At 36.0% G+C, this 21,545-nt stretch carries 18 protein-coding genes; 13 read left to right on the top strand and 5 right to left on the bottom strand.

All coding sequences use genetic code 11. From position 1 onward, the window contains the following. Positions 1-214: 214 nt before the first annotated feature. Positions 215-757 (bottom strand): TetR/AcrR family transcriptional regulator, encoded by a 543-nt coding sequence (locus tag K4Z77_RS08920; protein WP_000665087.1) that lies wholly within the window; start codon positions 755-757, stop codon positions 215-217. 127 nt (positions 758-884) lie between these two features. On the opposite strand from K4Z77_RS08920, the gene K4Z77_RS08915 reads away from it, so the two are divergent. Continuing rightward, positions 885-3,527, top strand: coding sequence for a YhgE/Pip family protein (locus K4Z77_RS08915; RefSeq protein ID WP_224219102.1), 2,643 nt, complete (start codon positions 885-887; stop codon positions 3,525-3,527). A gap of 26 nt (positions 3,528-3,553) precedes the next feature. On the opposite strand, the gene K4Z77_RS08910 is transcribed toward K4Z77_RS08915, so the two are convergent. Together K4Z77_RS08910 and K4Z77_RS08905 are read right to left on the bottom strand one after the other, a co-directional pair. After that, the gene (locus K4Z77_RS08910; protein ID WP_224219101.1) at positions 3,554-6,097 is read right to left on the bottom strand and encodes a YfhO family protein; all 2,544 of its coding nucleotides are present in this window, start codon (positions 6,095-6,097) and stop codon (positions 3,554-3,556) included. 61 nt (positions 6,098-6,158) lie between these two features. Continuing rightward, positions 6,159-7,781, bottom strand: a complete 1,623-nt coding sequence (locus K4Z77_RS08905; RefSeq protein WP_000958774.1) for an ATP-binding cassette domain-containing protein — start codon at positions 7,779-7,781, stop codon at positions 6,159-6,161. 205 nt (positions 7,782-7,986) lie between these two features. Here K4Z77_RS08905 and trpS point away from each other — a divergent pair, with 205 nt between their 5' ends. Next, entirely contained in the window at positions 7,987-9,012 is a 1,026-nt protein-coding gene (gene trpS / locus K4Z77_RS08900) for a tryptophan--tRNA ligase (protein ID WP_224219100.1), read from the top strand. 151 nt (positions 9,013-9,163) lie between these two features. Further along, positions 9,164-10,642, top strand: coding sequence for an IMP dehydrogenase (gene guaB / locus K4Z77_RS08895; protein ID WP_224219099.1), 1,479 nt, complete (start codon positions 9,164-9,166; stop codon positions 10,640-10,642). A gap of 49 nt (positions 10,643-10,691) precedes the next feature. On the opposite strand, the gene recF is transcribed toward guaB, so the two are convergent. Together recF and yaaA are read right to left on the bottom strand one after the other, a co-directional pair. After that, positions 10,692-11,789, bottom strand: a complete 1,098-nt coding sequence (gene recF, locus K4Z77_RS08890) for a DNA replication/repair protein RecF (protein WP_224219098.1) — start codon at positions 11,787-11,789, stop codon at positions 10,692-10,694. 2 nt (positions 11,790-11,791) lie between these two features. Continuing rightward, the gene (gene yaaA, locus K4Z77_RS08885; protein ID WP_224219097.1) at positions 11,792-12,160 is read right to left on the bottom strand and encodes a S4 domain-containing protein YaaA; all 369 of its coding nucleotides are present in this window, start codon (positions 12,158-12,160) and stop codon (positions 11,792-11,794) included. A gap of 158 nt (positions 12,161-12,318) precedes the next feature. Here yaaA and yfmF point away from each other — a divergent pair, with 158 nt between their 5' ends. The 10 genes from yfmF (at position 12,319) to pcsB (ending at position 21,377) form a co-directional block, all read left to right on the top strand. After that, the gene (gene yfmF, locus K4Z77_RS08880) at positions 12,319-13,569 is read left to right on the top strand and encodes an EF-P 5-aminopentanol modification-associated protein YfmF (protein WP_224219096.1); all 1,251 of its coding nucleotides are present in this window, start codon (positions 12,319-12,321) and stop codon (positions 13,567-13,569) included. Continuing rightward, positions 13,566-14,849 carry an EF-P 5-aminopentanol modification-associated protein YfmH gene (yfmH, locus tag K4Z77_RS08875; RefSeq protein WP_224219095.1) on the top strand — a complete coding sequence of 428 codons (1,284 nt, stop codon included), beginning with the start codon at positions 13,566-13,568 and terminating at the stop codon, positions 14,847-14,849. Before yfmF ends, yfmH begins: the two co-directional genes overlap by 4 nt. 41 nt (positions 14,850-14,890) lie before the next feature. Beyond that, a complete protein-coding gene (gene rodZ, locus K4Z77_RS08870; protein ID WP_224219094.1) occupies positions 14,891-15,733 on the top strand; it encodes a cytoskeleton protein RodZ in 843 nt (280 codons plus the stop codon). A gap of 10 nt (positions 15,734-15,743) precedes the next feature. Beyond that, complete coding sequence (gene pgsA, locus K4Z77_RS08865; RefSeq protein WP_224219093.1) at positions 15,744-16,289, top strand: CDP-diacylglycerol--glycerol-3-phosphate 3-phosphatidyltransferase; 546 nt, start codon at positions 15,744-15,746, stop codon at positions 16,287-16,289. Further along, complete coding sequence (locus K4Z77_RS08860) at positions 16,286-17,113, top strand: energy-coupling factor ABC transporter ATP-binding protein (protein WP_224219092.1); 828 nt, start codon at positions 16,286-16,288, stop codon at positions 17,111-17,113. Before pgsA ends, K4Z77_RS08860 begins: the two co-directional genes overlap by 4 nt. After that, entirely contained in the window at positions 17,098-17,937 is an 840-nt protein-coding gene (locus K4Z77_RS08855) for an energy-coupling factor transporter ATPase (protein WP_224219091.1), read from the top strand. Before K4Z77_RS08860 ends, K4Z77_RS08855 begins: the two co-directional genes overlap by 16 nt. After that, on the top strand, positions 17,930-18,724 hold the full coding sequence (locus K4Z77_RS08850; protein WP_224219090.1) for an energy-coupling factor transporter transmembrane component T family protein: 795 nt from the start codon (positions 17,930-17,932) through the stop codon (positions 18,722-18,724). The genes K4Z77_RS08855 and K4Z77_RS08850 overlap by 8 nt, the downstream gene beginning before the upstream one ends. Before the next feature lie 59 nt (positions 18,725-18,783). Continuing rightward, positions 18,784-19,602 (top strand): rod shape-determining protein MreC, encoded by an 819-nt coding sequence (gene mreC, locus K4Z77_RS08845; RefSeq protein ID WP_224219089.1) that lies wholly within the window; start codon positions 18,784-18,786, stop codon positions 19,600-19,602. Continuing rightward, positions 19,602-20,096 (top strand): rod shape-determining protein MreD, encoded by a 495-nt coding sequence (mreD, locus tag K4Z77_RS08840; protein WP_001249451.1) that lies wholly within the window; start codon positions 19,602-19,604, stop codon positions 20,094-20,096. Before mreC ends, mreD begins: the two co-directional genes overlap by 1 nt. 93 nt (positions 20,097-20,189) lie before the next feature. Then, positions 20,190-21,377: a peptidoglycan hydrolase PcsB gene (pcsB, locus tag K4Z77_RS08835; protein WP_224219088.1), complete on the top strand. Its 1,188-nt coding sequence runs from the start codon at positions 20,190-20,192 to the stop codon at positions 21,375-21,377. Positions 21,378-21,545 lie beyond the last annotated feature (168 nt).

The raw sequence follows: 21,545 nt of genomic DNA, 5'->3' as shown, positions 1-21,545 counted from the left end.
GATATTAGGGTCTTTAATATCGAGTAGTTTTGTGATAAAATGTAATTGTTCCATATGATTCTTTCTAATGATGGTTTGGTCGCTTTTCATTATAGATCTTATGGGACTTTTTTTCTACAACAAAATCGGCTCCATAATATCCATAGGGGATTTACCCACTACAAATATTATAGAGCCAGATAAAAGGGAACACAGCTGTGTTCCTCTTTTTGTATCAATTTGTATCACCAAGCATCTTCATAAGGAAATCTGTTATTTCTTGAGGACTTTCTTTTTTTCCATGTGCAATCCAAGTTTGACAGACACCAAAAAGTGCATGAGTTAGATAGATGCTACTATATTCTAATTCAGTGGTATTGAAATTCAGTTGCATAAATTGCTTTTGTAAATCTGTACTGAGCATGATATGAAGTTTATTTCTTAAGAAATTTTGGATTTCTTTGGTCCCATTTTCAGAAAGAAGGGCAGCCAGAAGTGGTTCTGACTCTAGATATTCAAATACTTCTAAAATAGCATCTCTTTTGTGATGAGCATGTTTTTGAAAAATATATTCAAATGTATGAAATAGCTTGCTTTGATAGTGCTCAATCATATCATACTTATCCTTATAGTGAGTATAGAAGCTGGAACGACTAATTCCGGCTTTTTCTGCTAACTTGACAGTAGAAATTTGATCAAATGGCTGTTCAATCAGTAATTGTACCATAGCATTTTCAATAGTTCGCTTTGTTTTTAAGCGTTTGTTACTTTCTTTCATATTTCCTCCTTGTAAACAAATTAGACTATATGTCTAAAAATGGATTTTTTATCTTGTAATTTAGATTTTTTATTGTATAATCTATTATATCAAAATTTTAGACAATATGTTTAAAAAAGGAGAAACTATGTTTAAAGAATGGAAAGCAATTTTTAAAAAACCAACCTTTATTATTGTCATGATAGGGATTTCTCTTATTCCAGCTCTGTACAATATCATATTTTTGTCCTCAATGTGGGATCCATATGGTCAATTGTCTGACTTACCTGTGGCTGTTGTCAATAATGATAAAGAGGCTTCCTATAATGGTAATAGCATGTCTATAGGAAAAGACATGGTGTCCAATTTAAAAGAAAATAAAACCTTGGATTTTCATTTCGTGGATGAAGATGAAGGAAAGAAGGGATTGGAAGATGGCGATTACTATATGGTAGTGACTTTACCAAGTGATTTATCTGAAAAAGCAGCTTCTATTTTAACGGATCATCCAGAGCAAATGCAAATCGATTATCAGACTTCAAGTGGTCATAGCTTTATTGCCAGCAAGATGAGTGATTCTGCTATGACACAATTAAAGCAGAATGTTTCTACCAATGTAACTGAGACCTATACTAAAGCCTTATTTAACAAAATGGTCGATTTAAAGGATGGTATGAGTCAAGCAGCTTCTGGTAGTAAAAAATTAACTGATGGAGCGAATCAGTTAGTGGCAGGAAGTCAAACATTAACTACCAACCTACACTCTTTAGCAGCTTCAAGTTTAACATTTTCAAATGGAACGGAGCAGTTTACTAAAGGATTATCTGCTTATGTTTCTGGTGTCGAACAACTTCATCTTGGCTTAGGAAATTTTAATAGTGGTTTAGTTACATATACTGGTGCAGTGAGTCAATTAGATAACGGATTAGGTCAATTATCTTCTAAAAGTCCTGAATTAGTAAGGGGAATCAATCAGTTATATACTGGTGTAGAATCCTATACTGGCGGTGTTTCTCAGCTTAATGCTGGTCTTAATCAATTTTCATCTGGTGTTAGTGTTTATACAAACGGAGTGGGAAGTCTTGCAACAGGTGCTAATCAGTTATCTAATCAATCAGCTACACTTCGAATGGGTATGGAGCAATTAAGTGAAGGTATTCAACAACTTTCTAGCAAGTTAGATACTTCGTCTGGGAAAAAAGATCAAATTAATCAATTATCTTCTGGTCTAAATCAGTTAAATCAAGTTATTCAAAATATTGATGTTGGAGATACAAAACAATTAGATTCTGTTTTATCAAGTATAGTATCTCTTTCTAATCAAATGTTAGCACGTGCGCAGTCTGATAAAGCGACTACATTAGCTAATATTCAATCGACAGCAGCTTATCAATCATTGACAAGTGAGCAACAAGCTGAGATAAGCGCTTCTGTATCTCAAAATTCAACTGATAGTATTCAATCGGCTCAGTCAATTGTAGCTTTAGTACAAGGTTTACAGAGAAGTTTAGAAAACTTACAAAATCAATATTCTAATCTTTCGACATTAAAAAATCAAGCTAATCAAGTATTACCTATTGCTTCTACTTCTTTGACAGGATTGTCAAGTGGATTAACAGAGATACAAGGAGCTGTTACTAGCAAATTAGTTCCTGCTAGTCAGTCAATTACATCGGGGATAAATGCATATACTGTAGGTGTTGATAAAGTTTCTCAAGGCGCAAGTCAACTAAGTGAAATGAATTCCACCTTGACAGGTAGTTTGAGCAAATTAGTTTCAGGATCAACTACCTTGACACAAAAATCTTCTAACTTGACAGCAGGAGTTGGTCAATTAGTTGAAAAAACTCCAGAATTAGTGTCTGGTATTGAAAAATTATCAACTGGCTCTAACCAATTGAATCAAAAGAGTCAAGAATTGATAGCAGGAGTTGATAAATTGCAGTCAGGCTCTAGCCAACTAGCTGACAAATCCAGTCAGTTAATTTCAGGTGCTTCTCAATTAGAAAGTGGAGCTAATAAATTGGCAGCTGGAGCTGGGAAACTAGCAGAAGGTGGAACAAAGTTAACTTCTGGATTGGAAGGTTTACAGACAGGAGTTGTTTCTTTAGGACAAGGACTAAGTAATGCTAGTGATCAACTTAAATCAGCATCAACGGAATCTAAAAATGCAGAGATTTTGTCAAATCCACTCAATCTTTCCAAAACAGACAATGACCAAGTTCCTGTAAATGGAATCGCAATGGCTCCTTATATGATATCAGTTGCTCTCTTTGTTGCAGCAATATCAACGAATATGATCTTTGCGAAGTTGCCTTCAGGACGTCATCCAGAGAGTCGTTGGGCTTGGTTGAAATCTCGAGCTGAAATAAATGGTATTATAGCTGTTTTAGCAGGAATTTTGGTATATGGAGGAGTTCATCTTATTGGTTTAACTGCTAATCATGAAATGAGAACATTTATTCTCATTATCCTAACAAGTTTAGTATTCATGTCCATGGTAACCGCTTTAACAACATGGAATAGCCGTATAGGAGCTTTCTTTTCTCTTATTTTGCTTTTATTACAGTTAGCATCAAGTGCAGGTACCTATCCACTTGCTTTGACAAATAATTTCTTTAGAGCTATTAATCCTTGGTTACCAATGAGTTATTCGGTTTCTGGATTACGACAAACAATTTCTATGACAGGAAATATTCATCATCAAGTCATTTTCCTTGCTGTGATATTAGCCCTATTTACTGGTTTAGGTATGCTAGCCTATCGACCTAAGAAAATGGAAGAAGATTAAAAAAATCGACCAACTGGTCGATTTTTTTATGTCTTAGATGACTTTCGTTTGTGATTATAGATTCCAAATAGTAAAAGAGAAGTAAAGGAACAGATTGCTCCAACAACAAACCCATTGGGAATAAAGGAAAGTGTAATAGTTCCTTTTCCCTTAGGAATGTCAACTTTTATAAAACCAGTTTGAGCTTGTTTAATTTCTATTTTCTTCCCATCTTGGTAGGCAGACCAACCTTTGTCATAAGGAATGGTGAAGAAAATCGACGTATCTTGTTTGATATCATATGTAGCAAAGACCTTGTTTTTAGAAGTTGATACTGTGACAGGTTGTTCTTTAATTTTTTGAATTGCCTCGGTAAAAGTTTTGGTATCTAAACGATAGAAGGTAGGAGATTCAAATGATACTTGTGAATTTCCAGGGAAACTAACATTGATATTGAAAGTCTTTTTCTCTTTTGTATAGTCTAGATTAAAGAAGGAGAATGCATTATCAGTTGTAAAAGTTTTCTTTTTCCCATTGACAAGGATGTCAACCTTTTTTTGTTTGTCATTAGAAAAGTGAAGGTTTGTGAAAGAAAGATAAACTTGGCTGTTTTCTGGCACTTCAATTTGATACTGGATTGCTGCATCCTCATTTGAAGAGCTTGTAACACTAATCAAATCATCAGTATTCTCTGTTTTTTCATAGGGTATTGGAGAAAAATAATCAAAATTGACGTTAGCAAGTTGATTTAAAAACGAGGCCTGATTATCCAAAGTGTGTTCATTGAACTTGACATCATTGTAAACAGATTGACTAGCAAATGCAATCGGAAGAGAGAATTGATTTTCATATAGGGTAAGATTATCTTTTTGATATACAACTTGGGAACCATACTTATCAATAGGGGTTTCTGAGATATTGTACTGGATGCCAAATAAACTATCAGCCAAAATACTATTATTGGCATAGCGGAGATTGAGATTAGTCCCAGAGGATTTAAACCCAAGTTTATCCAAAGTAGAGCTTGCTGAACGATTTCGAACAGATGAAAATTGAGAGATTCCATTGTAGTTGAATTTCATACTGTCATTTCCTGTCTGAGTGTGTAGTTTTTCAGTACGAGTAAATGAATTTCCAATATATGTTGAGAAAGATTCCATAGCTGGGATATCTCGATTATATGAACTTCGAGAAGCAAAACCCCATTCTTTAGCAATTCCGTCTATTTGAGATGAAGCATTTAAACTTATTTCAACCATTATAAATAAAGAAATTAGAATGGCAAATAGATTTACAGAGATAAACTTTTTGATAACTGCAAGGAGTAAAAGCGAATAGACAACCAAAAATTCAAGAGTAAGCAGAATATTCAAATCTGTTAAAAAAGAATAATGTGATTTTAGATAGATGGTAGCTAAAAATCCTGTTACTATAAGAAAAAGCGAAACTAAAAAATTCCAGACTTTAAGTTCTTTCAGACGCTTTAAGACTTCTGCTGCTGTGTAAATTAACAAGGTAGAGAAAATCCAAGCATAGCGATGTAAAAACATGTTTGGAGTATGCATGCCTTGCCAAAATAAATCAAGAGCTTCTATATAAAAGCTAGCAATTAGAAATGCAAAGAAGATTGTATAGATAAGTTTCACGTGAAACTTAATAGATTTCATCGTAAAAAATAAAATAGTCAAAATAAAGGGAAGTAGTCCAACAAAAATCATTGGGATGGCCCCATACTTTGTTGTGTCAAAGGAACCGATGAATTGTTTAGCAAAGAGATCAAGATACCAGCTACTTTCAGTTTGAAACTTTGTAATTTCAGTTAATTTTTCCCCATGTGTCTGTAAATCAAACAGAGTAGGAAGAGTCAGAATCAAACTAGCCATACCAGCTAAAACGGAGGTGATTATGAAATCAAGAACAGATGATTTTCGAGTCTTAAAATCCCAAGAAATTTGACAGAGATACCAGAAAATAAGAAATAATGCTGTCATATATCCAAAATAATAGTTTTGTATAAATAATATTGACAGACTTGTAAAGTACAATATGAATTTCTTTTCAGTGATAAGTAGATGTAAACCAGTTATAATTAAAGGAATCAAGATAAAAACATCTAGCCAGGTTTTTATCTCTAATTGACTGACAGTGAAACTCATCAGAGCATAGGAAGTAGATAAAGCTAGTTTTAAAGGCTTAGGAATCGATTGAAATAATTTATTTAAACTAAAGTAAGTTGACAGTCCAATCAATCCAAATTTTAAGAGAGTTGTCAGATAGACATAATCTGGCATATTCGACAGATTAAAAAAGTAAACTAGTGGTGAAAGGAAACTACCCAAATAATAACTAGATAGGGCATAGAAATTTAATCCGAGGCCACTTGTAAAGGTGTAAAATAGACTACCATTTCCATATAGGATATTTCGTAAAGCTACATCAAAAATAACGTATTGATGAAACCCATCTCCTAATAGTGGAGATGTATCGCTATTACAGTAGATACCTTGAGATAGATATACTCCTATCATAATGATTATGGGAATGATGAAAGAAACAAAATAGGTCCAATATGTTTTAAAAAATAATTTCATGTTACCTCATAAAATGTTAGAAAACTCAGCTGGTTAACCCAACTGAGTTTTGAAGTTTTATTTAGTCTTTCCAAAGTTCTTTAACTTTTGCTTGTACTTCTGCATTCTCTAGGAATTCATCATAGGTTTCATCGATACGGTCAATGACGCCATTTTTAGATAAGACAATGATATGGTTAGCTAGAGTTTGAATAAACTCGTGATCATGGCTGGCAAAGATGATTGATTCTTTAAAGTTTTTCAATCCATCATTCAAGCTTGAGATAGATTCCAAGTCCAAGTGATTGGTTGGATCATCAAGTACAAGGACATTTGATTTCAAGAGCATAAGTTTTGAAAGCATGACGCGGACTTTTTCTCCCCCTGACAAGACGTTTACAGGTTTGTTAACCTCATCTCCAGAGAAGAGCATACGGCCGAGGAAGCCACGTAGGAAAGTATTGTCATCTTCTTCTTTACTTGCGAATTGACGCAACCAGTCAAGGATTGACTCTCCCCCTGCAAAATCGGCCGAGTTATCTTTTGGCAAGTAAGAACGGCTAGTAGTTACTCCCCACTTGACAGTTCCTTCATAGTCAATATCCCCCATGATTGCACGAATTAATGCAGTCGTTTGGATGTCATTTTGTCCAATAAGCGCTGTCTTATCACCTGGACGCAAGATAAAGCTGATATTATCTAAAATAGTCTCACCATCAATCTTTACAGTTAGATTTTCTACTGTCAAGAGATCATTACCGATCTCACGCTCTGCTTTAAAGTTGATAAATGGATATTTACGACTAGATGGTACAATCTCTTCTAGCTCAATCTTATCAAGCATTTTCTTACGTGATGTTGCCTGTCTTGACTTAGAAGCATTAGCAGAGAAACGAGCAACGAACTCTTGTAATTGCTTAATTTTTTCTTCTGCTTTAGCATTACGGTCTGCTAGCAATTTAGCAGCGAGTTCAGAAGATTCCTTCCAGAAGTCGTAGTTTCCGACATAGAGTTTGATTTTTCCAAAGTCAAGGTCGGCCATGTGAGTACATACTTTGTTTAAGAAGTGACGGTCGTGGGATACTACGATAACGGTGTTATCAAAGTCAATCAAGAAGTCTTCTAACCAAGTAATAGATTGGATGTCTAAACCGTTGGTAGGTTCGTCCAAGAGAAGCACATCAGGTTTACCAAAAAGTGCTTTAGCAAGGAGAACTTTTACTTTTTCACCATTGGCCAATTCGCTCATGTTTTGGTAGTGTAATTCTTCTGGAATGTTTAGATTTTGAAGTAGTTGAGAGGCTTCACTTTCTGCTTCCCATCCTCCAAGCTCGGCAAACTCTCCTTCAAGTTCGGCAGCACGCACTCCATCCTCATCTGAGAAATCTTCCTTCATGTAGATGGCATCTTTCTCTTTCATGATGCTATAAAGTTTTTCATTTCCCATGATAACAACATCAATGGCACGTTCATCTTCATAGTCAAAGTGATTTTGACGAAGAACAGAGAGACGTTCATCTGGACCAAGAGAGATGTGACCAGTAGTAGGTTCGATATCTCCAGCTAAAATTTTTAAAAAGGTTGATTTTCCGGCACCATTAGCACCGATTAATCCATAAGTATTTCCTTCTGTAAATTTGATATTGACATCATCAAAAAGTTTGCGATCACTAAAACGTAGTGAAACATCAGATACTGTAAGCAATGTTTTTCTCCTATATGTGTAATATATTTATTCTACTAGAAAATACGGAAATATTCAAATTTTTATCTGTCAATTTTGTGTAAATTAAATTTACAGCACACTTTACACAAATCCGTAAATAGCAAGGTTGATTTATTTTGATAAATTGCGGTTATTTCATTAAAAAAATGCTATAATTGAAGGGACCATATCGAAGGAGAATAAAATGACTAAACCCATTATTTTAACAGGAGACCGTCCAACAGGAAAATTGCATATTGGACATTATGTTGGAAGTCTCAAAAATCGAGTATTATTACAGGAAGAGGATAAGTATGATATGTTTGTGTTCTTGGCTGACCAACAAGCCTTGACAGATCATGCCAAAGATCCTCAAACCATTGTAGAGTCTATCGGAAATGTGGCTTTGGATTACCTTGCAGTTGGATTGAATCCAAGTAAGTCAACTATTTTTATTCAAAGCCAGATTCCAGAGTTGGCTGAGTTGTCTATGTATTATATGAATCTGGTTTCATTAGCACGTCTGGAGCGTAATCCAACTGTCAAGACAGAAATTGCTCAGAAAGGATTTGGAGAAAGCATTCCGACAGGATTCTTGGTCTATCCAATAGCTCAAGCAGCTGACATTACAGCTTTCAAGGCTAACTATGTTCCTGTTGGGACAGACCAAAAACCAATGATTGAGCAAACTCGTGAGATTGTTCGTTCTTTTAACAATGCATATAACTGTGATGTTTTGGTGGAACCAGAAGGTATTTATCCAGAAAATGAGAGAGCAGGGCGTTTGCCTGGTTTAGATGGAAATGCTAAAATGTCTAAATCACTCAATAACGGTATTTATTTAGCTGATGATGCGGATACTTTGCGTAAAAAAGTGATGAGTATGTATACAGATCCAGATCATATCCGCGTTGAGGATCCAGGTAAAATTGAAGGAAATATGGTTTTCCATTATCTAGATGTTTTTGGTCGTCCAGAAGATGCTCAAGAAATTGCTGACATGAAAGAACATTATCAACGAGGTGGTCTTGGTGATGTAAAGACCAAGCGTTATCTACTTGAAATATTAGAACGTGAACTGGGTCCTATTCGTGAGCGCCGTATCGAATTTGCTAAGGATATGGGAGAAGTTTATAATATGCTTCAAAAAGGTAGTGAAAGAGCGCGTGAAGTTGCAGGTCAAACCCTATCTGAGGTTAAAGGAGTAATGGGACTTCATTACTTTTACTAAGTTTATTTTACAAGAAACTATCATTTCTATCTCAAAGAAAAGATAGTTTTTTATTTACCCCTGTAACATTTGACAAATTTTTATAGAATGGTATGATAGATACAATATAAAAAGAGTCAAGCTCAAAAAGAAAGAAAAGAGGAAACTTCGAATGTCTAATTGGGACACTAAATTTTTGAAAAAAGGTTTTACCTTTGATGATGTATTGCTTATTCCAGCTGAAAGTCATGTGTTGCCTAACGATGCAGATTTAACAACTAAACTGGCAGATAATCTGACTTTAAATATCCCAATTATTACCGCTGCCATGGACACAGTTACAGAGAGTCAAATGGCCATTGCTATTGCTCGTGCAGGCGGTCTCGGAGTTATCCATAAAAACATGTCAATTGCTCAACAAGCAGACGAGGTTCGTAAGGTAAAACGTTCTGAAAATGGAGTTATTATTGATCCGTTCTTCTTGACACCTGAACATACAATTGCTGAAGCAGATGAGCTTATGGGTCGTTACCGCATCAGTGGTGTTCCAGTGGTTGAAACACTTGAAAATCGTAAATTGGTTGGTATTTTGACAAACCGAGATCTTCGTTTTATTTCAGATTATAACCAACCAATCTCAAACCATATGACTAGTGAAAATCTTGTTACTGCTCCTGTGGGTACAGATCTTGCAACAGCTGAGAGTATTCTTCAGGAACACCGTATTGAAAAGCTTCCTTTGGTAGATGAAGAAGGTCGCCTTTCTGGCTTGATTACTATCAAAGATATTGAAAAAGTTATTGAGTTTCCAAATGCCGCTAAAGATGAGTTTGGTCGTCTTCTAGTTGCAGGTGCAGTAGGTGTTACTTCAGATACATTTGAACGTGCAGAGGCTCTTTTTGAGGCAGGAGCGGATGCGATTGTTATTGATACTGCACATGGTCATTCTGCAGGTGTCTTGCGTAAAATTGCTGAGATTCGTGCTCACTTCCCAGATCGTACTTTGATTGCTGGAAATATTGCTACTGCTGAGGGAGCACGTGCCCTTTATGAGGCAGGTGTAGACGTTGTCAAGGTTGGTATTGGACCAGGTTCTATCTGTACTACTCGTGTGATTGCTGGTGTTGGTGTTCCACAAGTAACAGCTATCTACGATGCTGCAGCTGTTGCGCGTGAATATGGTAAAACGATCATTGCTGACGGTGGAATCAAGTATTCTGGAGATATTGTAAAAGCCCTTGCTGCAGGTGGAAATGCAGTTATGCTTGGATCAATGTTTGCTGGAACTGATGAAGCTCCAGGCGAAACTGAAATCTTCCAAGGACGTAAGTTTAAGACTTACCGTGGTATGGGATCAATTGCTGCTATGAAGAAAGGTTCAAGCGATCGTTACTTCCAAGGTTCTGTCAATGAAGCAAACAAGCTCGTTCCAGAAGGAATTGAAGGTCGTGTTGCTTATAAAGGAGCTGCAGCTGATATTGTTTTCCAAATGATTGGCGGTATTCGCTCTGGTATGGGTTACTGTGGTGCAGCTAACATTAAAGAACTACACGATAATGCTCAATTTATTGAAATGTCTGGTGCTGGTTTGAAAGAAAGCCATCCTCATGATGTACAAATTACTAATGAGGCACCAAATTATTCTATGTAAAAACAATGAAAAGAACTCCCGTGAAAACAGGAGTTCTTTTACAATGCTGTCAATTTTTGTTTACAGAAACTTTACCATCCTGAATAGTGAAAATACTTAGATTTTTTGGTGGATTTTGAAGATGATCTAAGCTTGTTGTTGTAATAAAGGTTTGGATTGAATGAGAAATCGTTTCTAATAATTTTAGTTGTCTAGTGTTGTCAAGTTCACTCATGACATCGTCAAGCAATAATATCGGAGATTCTGTAGTAATACTTTCCATTAATTCGATTTCTGCTAATTTTATAGAAAGGACGAGACTACGATGTTGGCCTTGACTTCCGAAACTAGCATCCATCCCATTTATATAAAAAGAAATGTCATCTCGATGAGGACCGACACCAGTATTCTTTTTAAATAAATCTCTGGATCTACTTTTTTCTAAAGCAATTTTGAAAGATTCGGATAAGTCTTCTTTGTCAGTTGGCTTTACAGAAGATTGATAGAATATTGACAACTCTTCAATCTGATTAGAGAGTTCAAAATGTTTCTTACGCCCAAATGATTCTAGTTTTTTTATGAAATCTAAGCGGTGATTCATTACACGACATCCATAATCAACTAGCTGATCATCCAACACTGAAAGGAAGGTTTCATCTATTTTTTGAGCTGATTTTAGGTAAGTGTTTCTTTGCTTTAGGATGTGGTTATAATTGGTTAAGTCAGATAAATAGATTGGCTTGATTTGTCCAAGTTCCATATCAATGAATTTTCGTCGAACCGAAGGTGCTCCTTTAATTAGTTGTAAATCTTCAGGAGCAAATAAGACAACATTCATGTGTCCGACATAATCTGAAAGTCGTGCCTGTTTTAAGTGATTAACTTTTGTTACACGTCCTTTTTGTGTTAGTTCTATTTCTAGAGGAATGGATCCCGTTTTTTTCTGAACGAGACCTGAAAGATGAAGTTGTTCCTCATCAAAATGAATGAGATTTTTATCTGTTCGAGTTCGATGACTACGCGTTAAGGCTAAAAAATAGATAGCCTCTAACATATTTGTTTTACCTTGTGCATTACGTCCTAAAAAGACATTTAATTTAGGATTAAAGTCTATTTTCGTCTCTTTGTAGTTACGAAAAGATTTGAGAGATAGGTGTTGTAGCCACATGATTATCTACCAGGGAATCGTGGAGCTTGTTTGCTTTTGGTCGATGAAGTAGGTTTAGAGTTGTCTTTTTTTACTCCCTTATTCATCTCCTTGACAAGTTTAGCGATTCGTTCTTTTTCAACTTTATCAGCCTGATATTCCTCTTGCTCCTCAGAAGTAGGTTGTGTCAACAAGATGTCAATATTCATGTCAGGGATGTCAATTTTATCACCAATACGAAGTTTTTTACCACGACGACTCTCTAATTCCCCATTAAAGTAAACAGAATGTTCAGAGAGAAATGATTTAATAGCTCCTCCGCTATGTGTAATTCCAAGTTCTTTGAGTAGTGCTTGGAGGGTAATAAATTCTTCAAATAATTTGTATTCCATAATTCACCTCAATCTTTGGTATTATACCATATTTTCCTAAAAATAGTGAGAGAAATAGGGAGAAATGTAAGCGATTTTTATTTCAAAAGTGTTACAGAGAACAAGAAAATTTCAGGTTTTCGTGATATAATAGAAGTCTGTATATAAGGAGGTAAATCATGGAGTTAGTGCATGGAATTTCAACACATTTTATCCAATCAAAAAAGTTTAAAACGAACAAAATCGCCGTGCGTTTTACCGCTCCATTATCCCTCGATACGATTGCAGGTCGCATGTTGAGTGCGAGTATGTTAGAGACTGCTAATCAGATGTACCCCACTTCTCAAGATTTGAGAAGACATTTGGCCAGTCTATACGGTACAGATATGTCAACCAATTGTTTCAGAAGAGGGCAAAGTCACATTGTAGAATTGACATTTACCTATGTTCGTGATGAGTTTTTAAGTAGGAAAAATGTGCTAACTTCTCAGGTTTTGGAACTTGTAAAAGAAACTCTTTTTTCACCCGTAGTATTTGATAATGGGTTTGATTCGGACTTATTTGAAATTGAGAAAAAACAATTGCTAGCAAGTTTAGCAGCTGATATGGATGATTCTTTTTATTTTGCACATAAAGAAGTGGATAAATTGTTTTTTCATGATGAACGTCTTCAATTGGAATATAGTGATTTACGAAATCGTATTTTAGATGAAACTCCACAGAGTTCTTATTCTTGTTTCCAAAAATTTTTGGACAATGATCGAATAGATTTCTTTTTCCTAGGTGACTTTAATGAGGTTGAAATTCAGAATGTATTAGAATCGTTTGGCTTTAAAGGTCGAAAAGGAGATGTGAAGGTTCAGTATTGTCAACCTTATTCCAATATCCTTCAGGAAGGTATGGTTCGGAAAAATGTGGGACAGTCTATTTTGGAATTAGGTTATCATTGCCCTTCTGAATATGGTGATGAGCAACATTTACCCATGATTGTAATGAATGGTTTACTTGGTGGATTTGCTCACTCTAAACTATTTACAAATGTCCGTGAAAATGCTGGATTGGCTTATACTATTTCAAGTCAGCTCGATTTGTTTAGTGGATTCTTGAGGATGTATGCTGGTATCAATCGAGAAAATCGTAACCAGGCTCGTAAAATGATGAATAATCAACTGATTGATTTAAAAAAAGGATATTTTACAGAGCTTGAGCTAGAGCAGACCAAGGAAATGATTCGTCGGTCTTTGTTACTTTCTCAAGATAATCAAGATTCATTGATTGAACGTGCTTATCAAAATGCCTTACTTGGAAAATCTTCAGCAGACTTTAAAGGTTGGATTGCAAAACTCGAGCAAGTTGACAAAGATGCTATTTGTAGAGCAGCTAATAATGTGAAACTACAGACGATTTACTTTATGGAAGGAATAGAATGACAAAGGTTGTTTTTGAAGAAAAATACTATCCAGCTGTAAAAGAAATGGTTTATCGAACTCGTTTGTCAAATGGATTGACAGTTGCTCTTTTGCCTAAAAAGGAATTTAAAGAGGTTTACGGGAGTGTAACTGTACAGTTTGGTTCGGTAGATACGCTTGTCACAGAAGTTGACGGAGATGTAAAAGAATATCCTGGAGGAATTGCTCATTTTCTTGAACATAAATTATTTGAGAGAGAAGATGCTAGCGATTTGATGTCTGCTTTTACGAGTCTAGGTGCAGATAGTAATGCCTTTACAAGCTTTACAAAAACAGGTTATCTTTTTTCAGCAACGGATCATTTTTTAGAAAATTTAGAGTTACTTGATGAATTGGTAACATCAGCACATTTTTCTGAAGATTCCATTTTAAGAGAGCAGGATATTATTCAGCAAGAACGAGAAATGTATCAAGATGATCCAGATTCGTGTTTATTCTTTTCAACCTTAGCGAATTTGTATCCTGGTACACCTTTAGCAACTGATATTGTTGGAAGTGAGGAGTCCATTTCCCAAATCAATCTAACTAATTTGCAAGAAAACTTTACAAGGTTTTACAAACCTGTAAATATGTCTCTGTTTTTAGTTGGTAATTTTGATGTGGAAAGAGTACAGGACTATTTTGAAAGAAAAGAACTGGAAGATTTAGATGTTCAGGAAGCAGCAAGAGAAAAGCTTGTTTTACAAGATGTGAAGCAAACAGACAGTATGAGAATGGAAGTATCTTCTCCTAAACTAGCGATTGGGATTAGAGGTAATCGAGAAGTTGCTGAGGCGGATTGCTATCGACATCATATTTTATTAAAATTATTGTTTGCAATGATGTTTGGTTGGACTTCGGATCGTTTTCAAAAGTTATATGAATCAGGTAAAATAGATGCTTCCTTATCTCTTGAAATTGAAGTAACAAGTCGTTTTCATTTTGTTATGTTGACAATGGATACGAAAGAGCCAGTTGCTTTATCTCATCAACTTAGGAAGGCCATTCGTAATTTTACAAAGGATTTAGATATTACAGAGGATCATTTAGATATTATAAAAAGAGAGATGTTTGGAGAATTTTTCAGTAGCATGAACTCTCTTGAATTTATTGCAACGCAATATGATGCTTTTGAATATGGTGAGACAATTTTTGATTTACCAAAGATTTTACAGGAAATTACTTTAGAGGATGTCCTTGAAGCAGGGCATCACTTAATAGATGAAGGGGATATAGTTGATTTTACAATATTCCCATCGTAGTAACCTATCATAATAGACACTAGAAAGAAGGGATGACAAGTATGAGGAAAAAAACAATTGGTGAGGTTTTACGATTAGCTAGAATCAATCAGGGATTGAGTTTAGATGAATTGCAGAAAAAGACAGAAATCCAGTTAGATATGTTGGAAGCAATGGAAGCAGACGATTTCGATCAACTTCCAAGTCCTTTTTACACGCGTTCTTTCTTGAAAAAATATGCATGGGCTGTTGAGTTAGATGATCAAATTGTTTTGGATGCTTATGATTCTGGGAGTATGATTACTTATGAGGAAGTAGATGTTGATGAAGATGAGTTGACAGGTCGTAGACGTTCAAGTAAGAAAAAGAAGAAAAAAACATCCTTTTTACCTTTATTTTATTTTATCCTTTTTGCTTTATCGATTTTAATTTTTGTGACCTATTATGTTTGGAACTATATTCAAACTCAACCAGAGGGAGCTTCTCTTTCTAATTACAGTGTGGTTCAATCAACAAGTTCAATAAGTTCAACTAGCTCTGTTACTCACTCCTCAAGTAGTAGTTCATCTAACAGTTCTTCTAGTATAGAATCAGCTATAAGTGTATCAGGCGAAGGAAATCATGTAGAAATCGCTTATAAGACAAGTAAGGAAACAGTTAAATTGCAATTGGCAGTTTCAGATGTTACAAGTTGGGTCAGCGTTTCAGAAAGCGAACTTGAGGGCGGTGTAACCTTATCGCCAGAGAAGAAAAGTGCAGAAGCAACAGTTGCAACTAAAAGTCCTGTAACAATTACGTTAGGTGTTGTAAAAGGTGTTGCTTTGACAGTAGATAATCAGACTGTTGATTTATCGAAATTAACAGCTCAGACTGGACAAATCACTGTAACCTTTACTAAAAATTAAGGAAAAACGAATGAAAAAAGAACAAATTCCCAATCTCTTAACAATAGGTCGAATTCTCTTTATACCTATTTTTATCTTTATTTTAACGATAGGAAATTCGATAGAGAGTCATATAGTGGCAGCTATTATCTTTGCTGTTGCCAGTATTACCGACTATTTAGATGGATATTTAGCTCGTAAATGGAATGTGGTCAGTAATTTTGGTAAATTTGCAGATCCTATGGCGGATAAGTTACTAGTTATGTCGGCTTTTATTATGTTGATTGAGTTAGGTATGGCTCCGGCTTGGATTGTTGCAGTGATTATCTGTCGAGAGTTGGCTGTGACAGGTTTAAGGCTTTTATTGGTTGAAACTGGTGGAACGGTTTTAGCAGCGGCAATGCCTGGAAAAATTAAAACTTTCAGTCAGATGTTTGCCATTATTTTCTTGCTATTACATTGGACTTTGATTGGTCAAGTTCTACTTTATGTAGCCTTGTTTTTCACTATCTACTCTGGCTATGACTATTTCAAGGGTAGTGCCTATGTATTTAAAGGGACATTTGGTTCGAAATGAAATCAGTAATTGATGTAAAAAATCTTTCTTTTCGTTATAAGGAAAGTCAAGAATACTATGATGTGAAGGATATTACGTTTCACGTGAAACGTGGGGAATGGCTTTCGATTGTAGGGCATAATGGTAGTGGTAAATCAACGACGGTTCGATTAATTGATGGCTTACTGGAAGCAGAATCTGGAGAGATTGTAATTGATGGCCAACGTTTGATTGAGGAAAATGTTTGGAATATACGTCGTCAAATCGGTATGGTTTTTCAAAATCCAGACAATCAATTTGTTGGAGCGACTGTTGAAGATGATGTTGCCTTTGGTTTGGAAAATCAGGGTCTTTCTCGTCAAGAAATGAAAAAGAGAGTGGAAGAAGCTCTGGATTTGGTTGGCATGTTGGACTTTAAAAAGAGAGAGCCAGCGCGTCTATCAGGTGGCCAAAAGCAACGTGTGGCCATTGCAGGTGTTGTAGCCCTTAGACCAGCTATTTTAATCCTAGATGAAGCAACGAGTATGTTGGATCCTGAGGGGCGTAGAGAACTGATTGAGACAGTAAAAGGAATTCGGAAAGACTATGATATGACGGTCATTTCCATTACACATGATTTGGAAGAAGTTGCCATGAGTGATCGTGTGTTGGTCATGAAAAAAGGGGAAATTGAATCAACTAGTAGTCCAAGAGATCTTTTCTCTCGAAATGATTTAGATCAAATTGGATTAGACGATCCTTTTGCCAATCAATTAAAAAATTCTTTGAACCAGCATGGCTATGATTTGCCTGAAAATTATTTGACAGAAAGTGAGCTAGAGGATAAGCTATGGGAATTGCTCTAGAAAATGTGAGTTTTACATATCAAGAAGGGACTCCCTTAGCTTCAACAGCTTTGTCGGATGTTTCTTTGACGATTGAAGATGGTTCTTATACGGCTTTAATTGGGCACACAGGTAGCGGTAAATCAACTATTTTACAACTTTTAAATGGTTTATTGGTGCCAAGTCAAGGGAGTGTACGAGTTTTTGATACCTTAATCACCTCGACTTCTAAAAATAAAGATATTCGTCAAATTAGAAAACAGGTTGGCTTGGTATTTCAGTTTGCTGAAAATCAAATTTTTGAAGAAACAGTATTGAAAGACGTTGCTTTTGGACCACAAAATTTTGGAGTTTCTGAAGAAGATGCGGAGCAGATTGCGCGTGAGAAACTGGCTCTGGTTGGAATTGAGGAATCACTTTTTGATCGCAGTCCGTTTGAGCTATCAGGTGGACAAATGAGACGTGTCGCCATTGCAGGCATACTTGCCATGGAACCAGCCATATTAGTCTTGGATGAGCCCACAGCAGGCCTAGATCCCCTGGGAAGAAAAGAGCTGATGAATTTATTCAAAAAACTCCACCAGTCAGGGATGACCATTGTCTTGGTAACGCATTTGATGGATGATGTTGCTGAATATGCAAATCAAGTCTATGTGATGGAAAAGGGACGTTTAGTTAAGGGTGGTAAACCAAGTGATGTCTTTCAAGATGTTGTCTTTATGGAAGAAGTGCAGCTGGGAGTACCTAAAATTACAGCCTTTTGTAAACGATTGGCTGATAGAGGCGTATCATTTAAACGATTACCGATTAAGATAGAGGAGTTCAAGGAGTCGCTAAATGGATAGTATGATTTTGGGGCGTTATATCCCAGGGGATTCGATTGTTCACCGATTGGATCCACGTAGCAAATTACTGGCTATGATGCTACTGATTTTAATCGTTTTTTGGGCTAATAATCCCTTGACGAATCTAATTCTTTTTATAGCGATAGGGATATTTATTTCCTTGTCAGGAATATCTCTTTCATTTTTTATTCAGGGCTTGAAATCTATGTTTTTCTTGATTGCCTTCACAACTATTTTTCAACTGTTTTTCATTTCTAATGGGAATGTTTTATTTGAGTTTTCGTTTGTGAGAATTACGGATTATGCTTTGCAACAAGCTGGAATTATCTTTTGTCGCTTTGTATTAATTATTTTCTTTTCAACTTTGTTAACCTTAACGACCATGCCCTTAAGTTTGGCCTCAGCTGTCGAAGCTTTGTTATCACCTTTAAAGCGTGTGAAAGTTCCAGTTCATGAAATTGGATTGATGCTGTCCATGAGTCTACGTTTTGTCCCAACATTAATGGATGATACGACGCGGATTATGAATGCACAGAAAGCGCGTGGAGTGGATTTTGGAGAAGGAAGTATTGTTCAAAAGGTGAAGGCTATGATTCCCATTTTGATTCCTCTTTTTGCGACAAGTTTAAAACGTGCGGATTCCTTGGCTATTGCTATGGAAGCGCGTGGTTATCAGGGTGGAAAAGGCAGAAGTCAATACAGACAATTGAAATGGACTCGAAAGGATACGCTGACCATTCTTGTTGTTCTCGTACTTGGTTGTTGTTTATTTTTCTTAAAATCTTAGTAGCTTTCAGGAATTGATAAAAAAGTTACTGTAACAGTTTTTGATATAAAGGTAGGGATATGAACCGTTTTAAAAAATCAAAATATGTCATTATTGTTTTTGTCGCTGTTCTACTTGTGTCAGCTCTCTTAGCGACGACTTATTCAAGTACAATTGTGACAAAATTAGGAGATGGAATCTCATTGGTTGATAGGGTTGTGCAAAAACCTTTTCAGTGGTTTGATTCTGTCAAATCAGATTTGGCTCATTTGACACGAACATATAATGAAAATGAAAGTTTGAAGAAACAGATTTACCAGTTAGAAGTTAAATCAAATGAGGCGGAAAGTTTAAAGACAGAAAATGAACAATTGCGTCAATTGCTTGGTATGAAGTCCAAGTTGCAAGCTACAAAGACTTTGGCAGCAGATGTTATTATGCGTTCTCCGGTATCTTGGAAGCAGGAATTGACCTTAGATGTAGGCAAATCAAAAGGGGCTTCTGAGAACATGTTAGCTATTGCAAATGGTGGCTTGATTGGTAGTGTTTCAAAAGTAGAGGAAAACTCAACTATGGTCAACCTTTTGACAAATACGGAAAATGCAGATAAGATTTCTGTTAAAATTCAACACGGCACTACCACAATTTATGGAATTATTGTTGGCTACGACAAGGAAAATGAAGTTCTTAAAATTAGCCAATTAAATAGCAATAGCGATATTAGTACAGGCGATAAGGTGACCACGGGTGGATTAGGAAACTTTAACGTTGCGGATATTCCTGTTGGTGAAGTGGTTGCCACAACGCATAGTACAGACTATTTGACACGAGAAGTAACTGTTAAATTGAGTGCAGATACTCATAATGTGGATGTGATAGAATTAGTGGGGAATTCATAATGAGACAGTTGAAGCGAGTTGGAGTATTTTTATTGCTTCCTTTCTTTGTTCTAATTGATGCCCATATTAGCCAGCTTCTGGGCTCATTTTTCCCCCATGTACATTTGGCTAGTCATTTTCTTTTTCTATTTCTCTTATTTGAGACGATAGAAGTGTCAGAGTATCTCTACCTAGTCTATTGTTTTGTGATAGGCTTGGTTTACGATGTTTACTTTTTCCATCTAATAGGGATTGCAACTCTCTTATTTATCTTATTGGGAGCCTTTCTTCATAAATTGAATAGTGTTATTTTATTGAATCGTTGGACGAGAATCTTGGCTATGATTGTTATGAGTTTTCTATTTGATATGGGAACTTATCTCTTTGCATTAGTGGTAGGTTTAACTCTAGATAGTCTGCCGATTTTTATCGTTTATAGCCTCGTACCATCCATGATTTTAAATCTTGTGTGGATGCTTATTTTTCAGTTTATTTTTGAAAGATATTATCTATAAGAAAGAAACAAAAATGTAACAAAGGCGTAATATTCATTAGGCCTTTTTTTGGTATACTAGTATTGTCTTTAAAAGAAGGAGTATCTACGTAATATGAAGAAAAAAATCTTAGCGTCACTTTTATTAAGTACAGTAATGGTTTCTCAAGTAGCTGTTTTAACAACTGCGCATGCAGAAACGACTGATGACAAAATTGCTGCTCAAGATAATAAAATTAGTAACTTAACAGCACAACAACAAGAAGCCCAAAAACAAGTTGACCAAATTCAGGAGCAAGTATCAGCTATTCAAGCTGAGCAATCTAACTTGCAAGCTGAAAATGATAGATTACAAGCAGAATCCAAAAAACTTGAGAGTGAGATTACAGAACTTTCTAAAAACATTGTATCTCGCAATGATTCTTTGGAAAAACAAGCTCGTAGTGCTCAAACAAATGGAGCTGCAACTAGCTACATCAATACGATTGTAAACTCAAAATCAATTACAGAAGCTATTTCACGTGTAGCAGCAATGAATGAAATCGTATCTGCTAACAACAAAATGTTGGAACAACAAAAAGCAGATAAAAAAGCAATTTCTGAGAAGCAAGTGGCAAACAATGACGCAATTAATACAGTAATTGCAAATCAACAGAAATTGTCTGATGATGCGCAAGCTTTAACAACGAAACAAGCTGAGTTGAAGGCTGCAGAATTAAATCTTGCTGCTGAAAAAGCTACAGCAGAAGATGAAAAATCAAGTTTGCTAGAGAAAAAAGCAGAAGCAGAAGTAGCAGCAAAAGCAGCAGCAGAGGCAGAAGCAGCTTACAAGGCAAAACAAGTAAGTCAACAACAAACAGTTGTTGCTTCTGGAAATACGACTTTTGCAGCACAGGTTCAAGCTGTAGCTTCTTCGGAATCAGCAACATATACTCCTGTGACAGTAAAACAACGCCCAACATACAGTACAAATGCTTCAAGCTATCCAATTGGAGAATGTACATGGGGAGTTAAAACATTAGCACCTTGGGCTGGAGACTATTGGGGTAATGGAGCGCAGTGGGCTACAAGTGCAGCTGCTGCAGGATTCCGTACAGGTTCAACACCTCAAGTTGGTGCGATTGCATGTTGGAATGATGGTGGCTATGGACACGTAGCGGTAGTCACTGCTGTAGAATCAACAACACGTATCCAAGTTTCAGAATCAAATTATGCTGGTAATCGCACGCTTGGAAATCATCGTGGGTGGTTCAATCCGACAACTACGTCTTCAGGTTTTGTAACATATATTTATGCAGATTAATTTACAGAGGGACTCGAATAGAGCCCTCTTTTCAGGTTTTACTGTGATAATCTCTAGGTAAATTCCCAAACTAAGTTCCACCGCTAATCCAAGTGGAAGTTAGTCTGATAAAAATTCTAAAAACCAGTGGAAATCCGTGTCAGGGTAAGTTCCACTAGTTTTAATCAT

Source organism: Streptococcus mitis subsp. hohhotensis (assembly GCF_020089495.2).
GTDB lineage: Bacteria > Bacillota > Bacilli > Lactobacillales > Streptococcaceae > Streptococcus > Streptococcus hohhotensis.
Note: the sequence above shows the minus strand (reverse complement) of the source record. Positions and strands in the feature narration are given on the sequence as shown.

What these genes read in the sequence shown, in the direction of transcription:
- K4Z77_RS08915 (WP_224219102.1), top strand. Translation starts at nt 885, where the DNA reads ATGTTTAAAGAATGGAAAGCAATTTTTAAAAAACCAACCTTTATTATT.
- recF (WP_224219098.1), bottom strand. Translation starts at nt 11,789, where the DNA reads ATGTGGCTACAACACCTATCTCTCAAATCTTTTCGTAACTACAAAGAG.
- K4Z77_RS08850 (WP_224219090.1), top strand. Translation starts at nt 17,930, where the DNA reads ATGGATAGTATGATTTTGGGGCGTTATATCCCAGGGGATTCGATTGTT.
- yaaA (WP_224219097.1), bottom strand. Translation starts at nt 12,160, where the DNA reads ATGGAATACAAATTATTTGAAGAATTTATTACCCTCCAAGCACTACTC.
- trpS (WP_224219100.1), top strand. Translation starts at nt 7,987, where the DNA reads ATGACTAAACCCATTATTTTAACAGGAGACCGTCCAACAGGAAAATTG.
- pgsA (WP_224219093.1), top strand. Translation starts at nt 15,744, where the DNA reads ATGAAAAAAGAACAAATTCCCAATCTCTTAACAATAGGTCGAATTCTC.
- rodZ (WP_224219094.1), top strand. Translation starts at nt 14,891, where the DNA reads ATGAGGAAAAAAACAATTGGTGAGGTTTTACGATTAGCTAGAATCAAT.
- yfmF (WP_224219096.1), top strand. Translation starts at nt 12,319, where the DNA reads ATGGAGTTAGTGCATGGAATTTCAACACATTTTATCCAATCAAAAAAG.
- yfmH (WP_224219095.1), top strand. Translation starts at nt 13,566, where the DNA reads ATGACAAAGGTTGTTTTTGAAGAAAAATACTATCCAGCTGTAAAAGAA.
- mreD (WP_001249451.1), top strand. Translation starts at nt 19,602, where the DNA reads ATGAGACAGTTGAAGCGAGTTGGAGTATTTTTATTGCTTCCTTTCTTT.
- K4Z77_RS08855 (WP_224219091.1), top strand. Translation starts at nt 17,098, where the DNA reads ATGGGAATTGCTCTAGAAAATGTGAGTTTTACATATCAAGAAGGGACT.
- K4Z77_RS08910 (WP_224219101.1), bottom strand. Translation starts at nt 6,097, where the DNA reads ATGAAATTATTTTTTAAAACATATTGGACCTATTTTGTTTCTTTCATC.
- pcsB (WP_224219088.1), top strand. Translation starts at nt 20,190, where the DNA reads ATGAAGAAAAAAATCTTAGCGTCACTTTTATTAAGTACAGTAATGGTT.
- mreC (WP_224219089.1), top strand. Translation starts at nt 18,784, where the DNA reads ATGAACCGTTTTAAAAAATCAAAATATGTCATTATTGTTTTTGTCGCT.
- K4Z77_RS08920 (WP_000665087.1), bottom strand. Translation starts at nt 757, where the DNA reads ATGAAAGAAAGTAACAAACGCTTAAAAACAAAGCGAACTATTGAAAAT.
- guaB (WP_224219099.1), top strand. Translation starts at nt 9,164, where the DNA reads ATGTCTAATTGGGACACTAAATTTTTGAAAAAAGGTTTTACCTTTGAT.
- K4Z77_RS08860 (WP_224219092.1), top strand. Translation starts at nt 16,286, where the DNA reads ATGAAATCAGTAATTGATGTAAAAAATCTTTCTTTTCGTTATAAGGAA.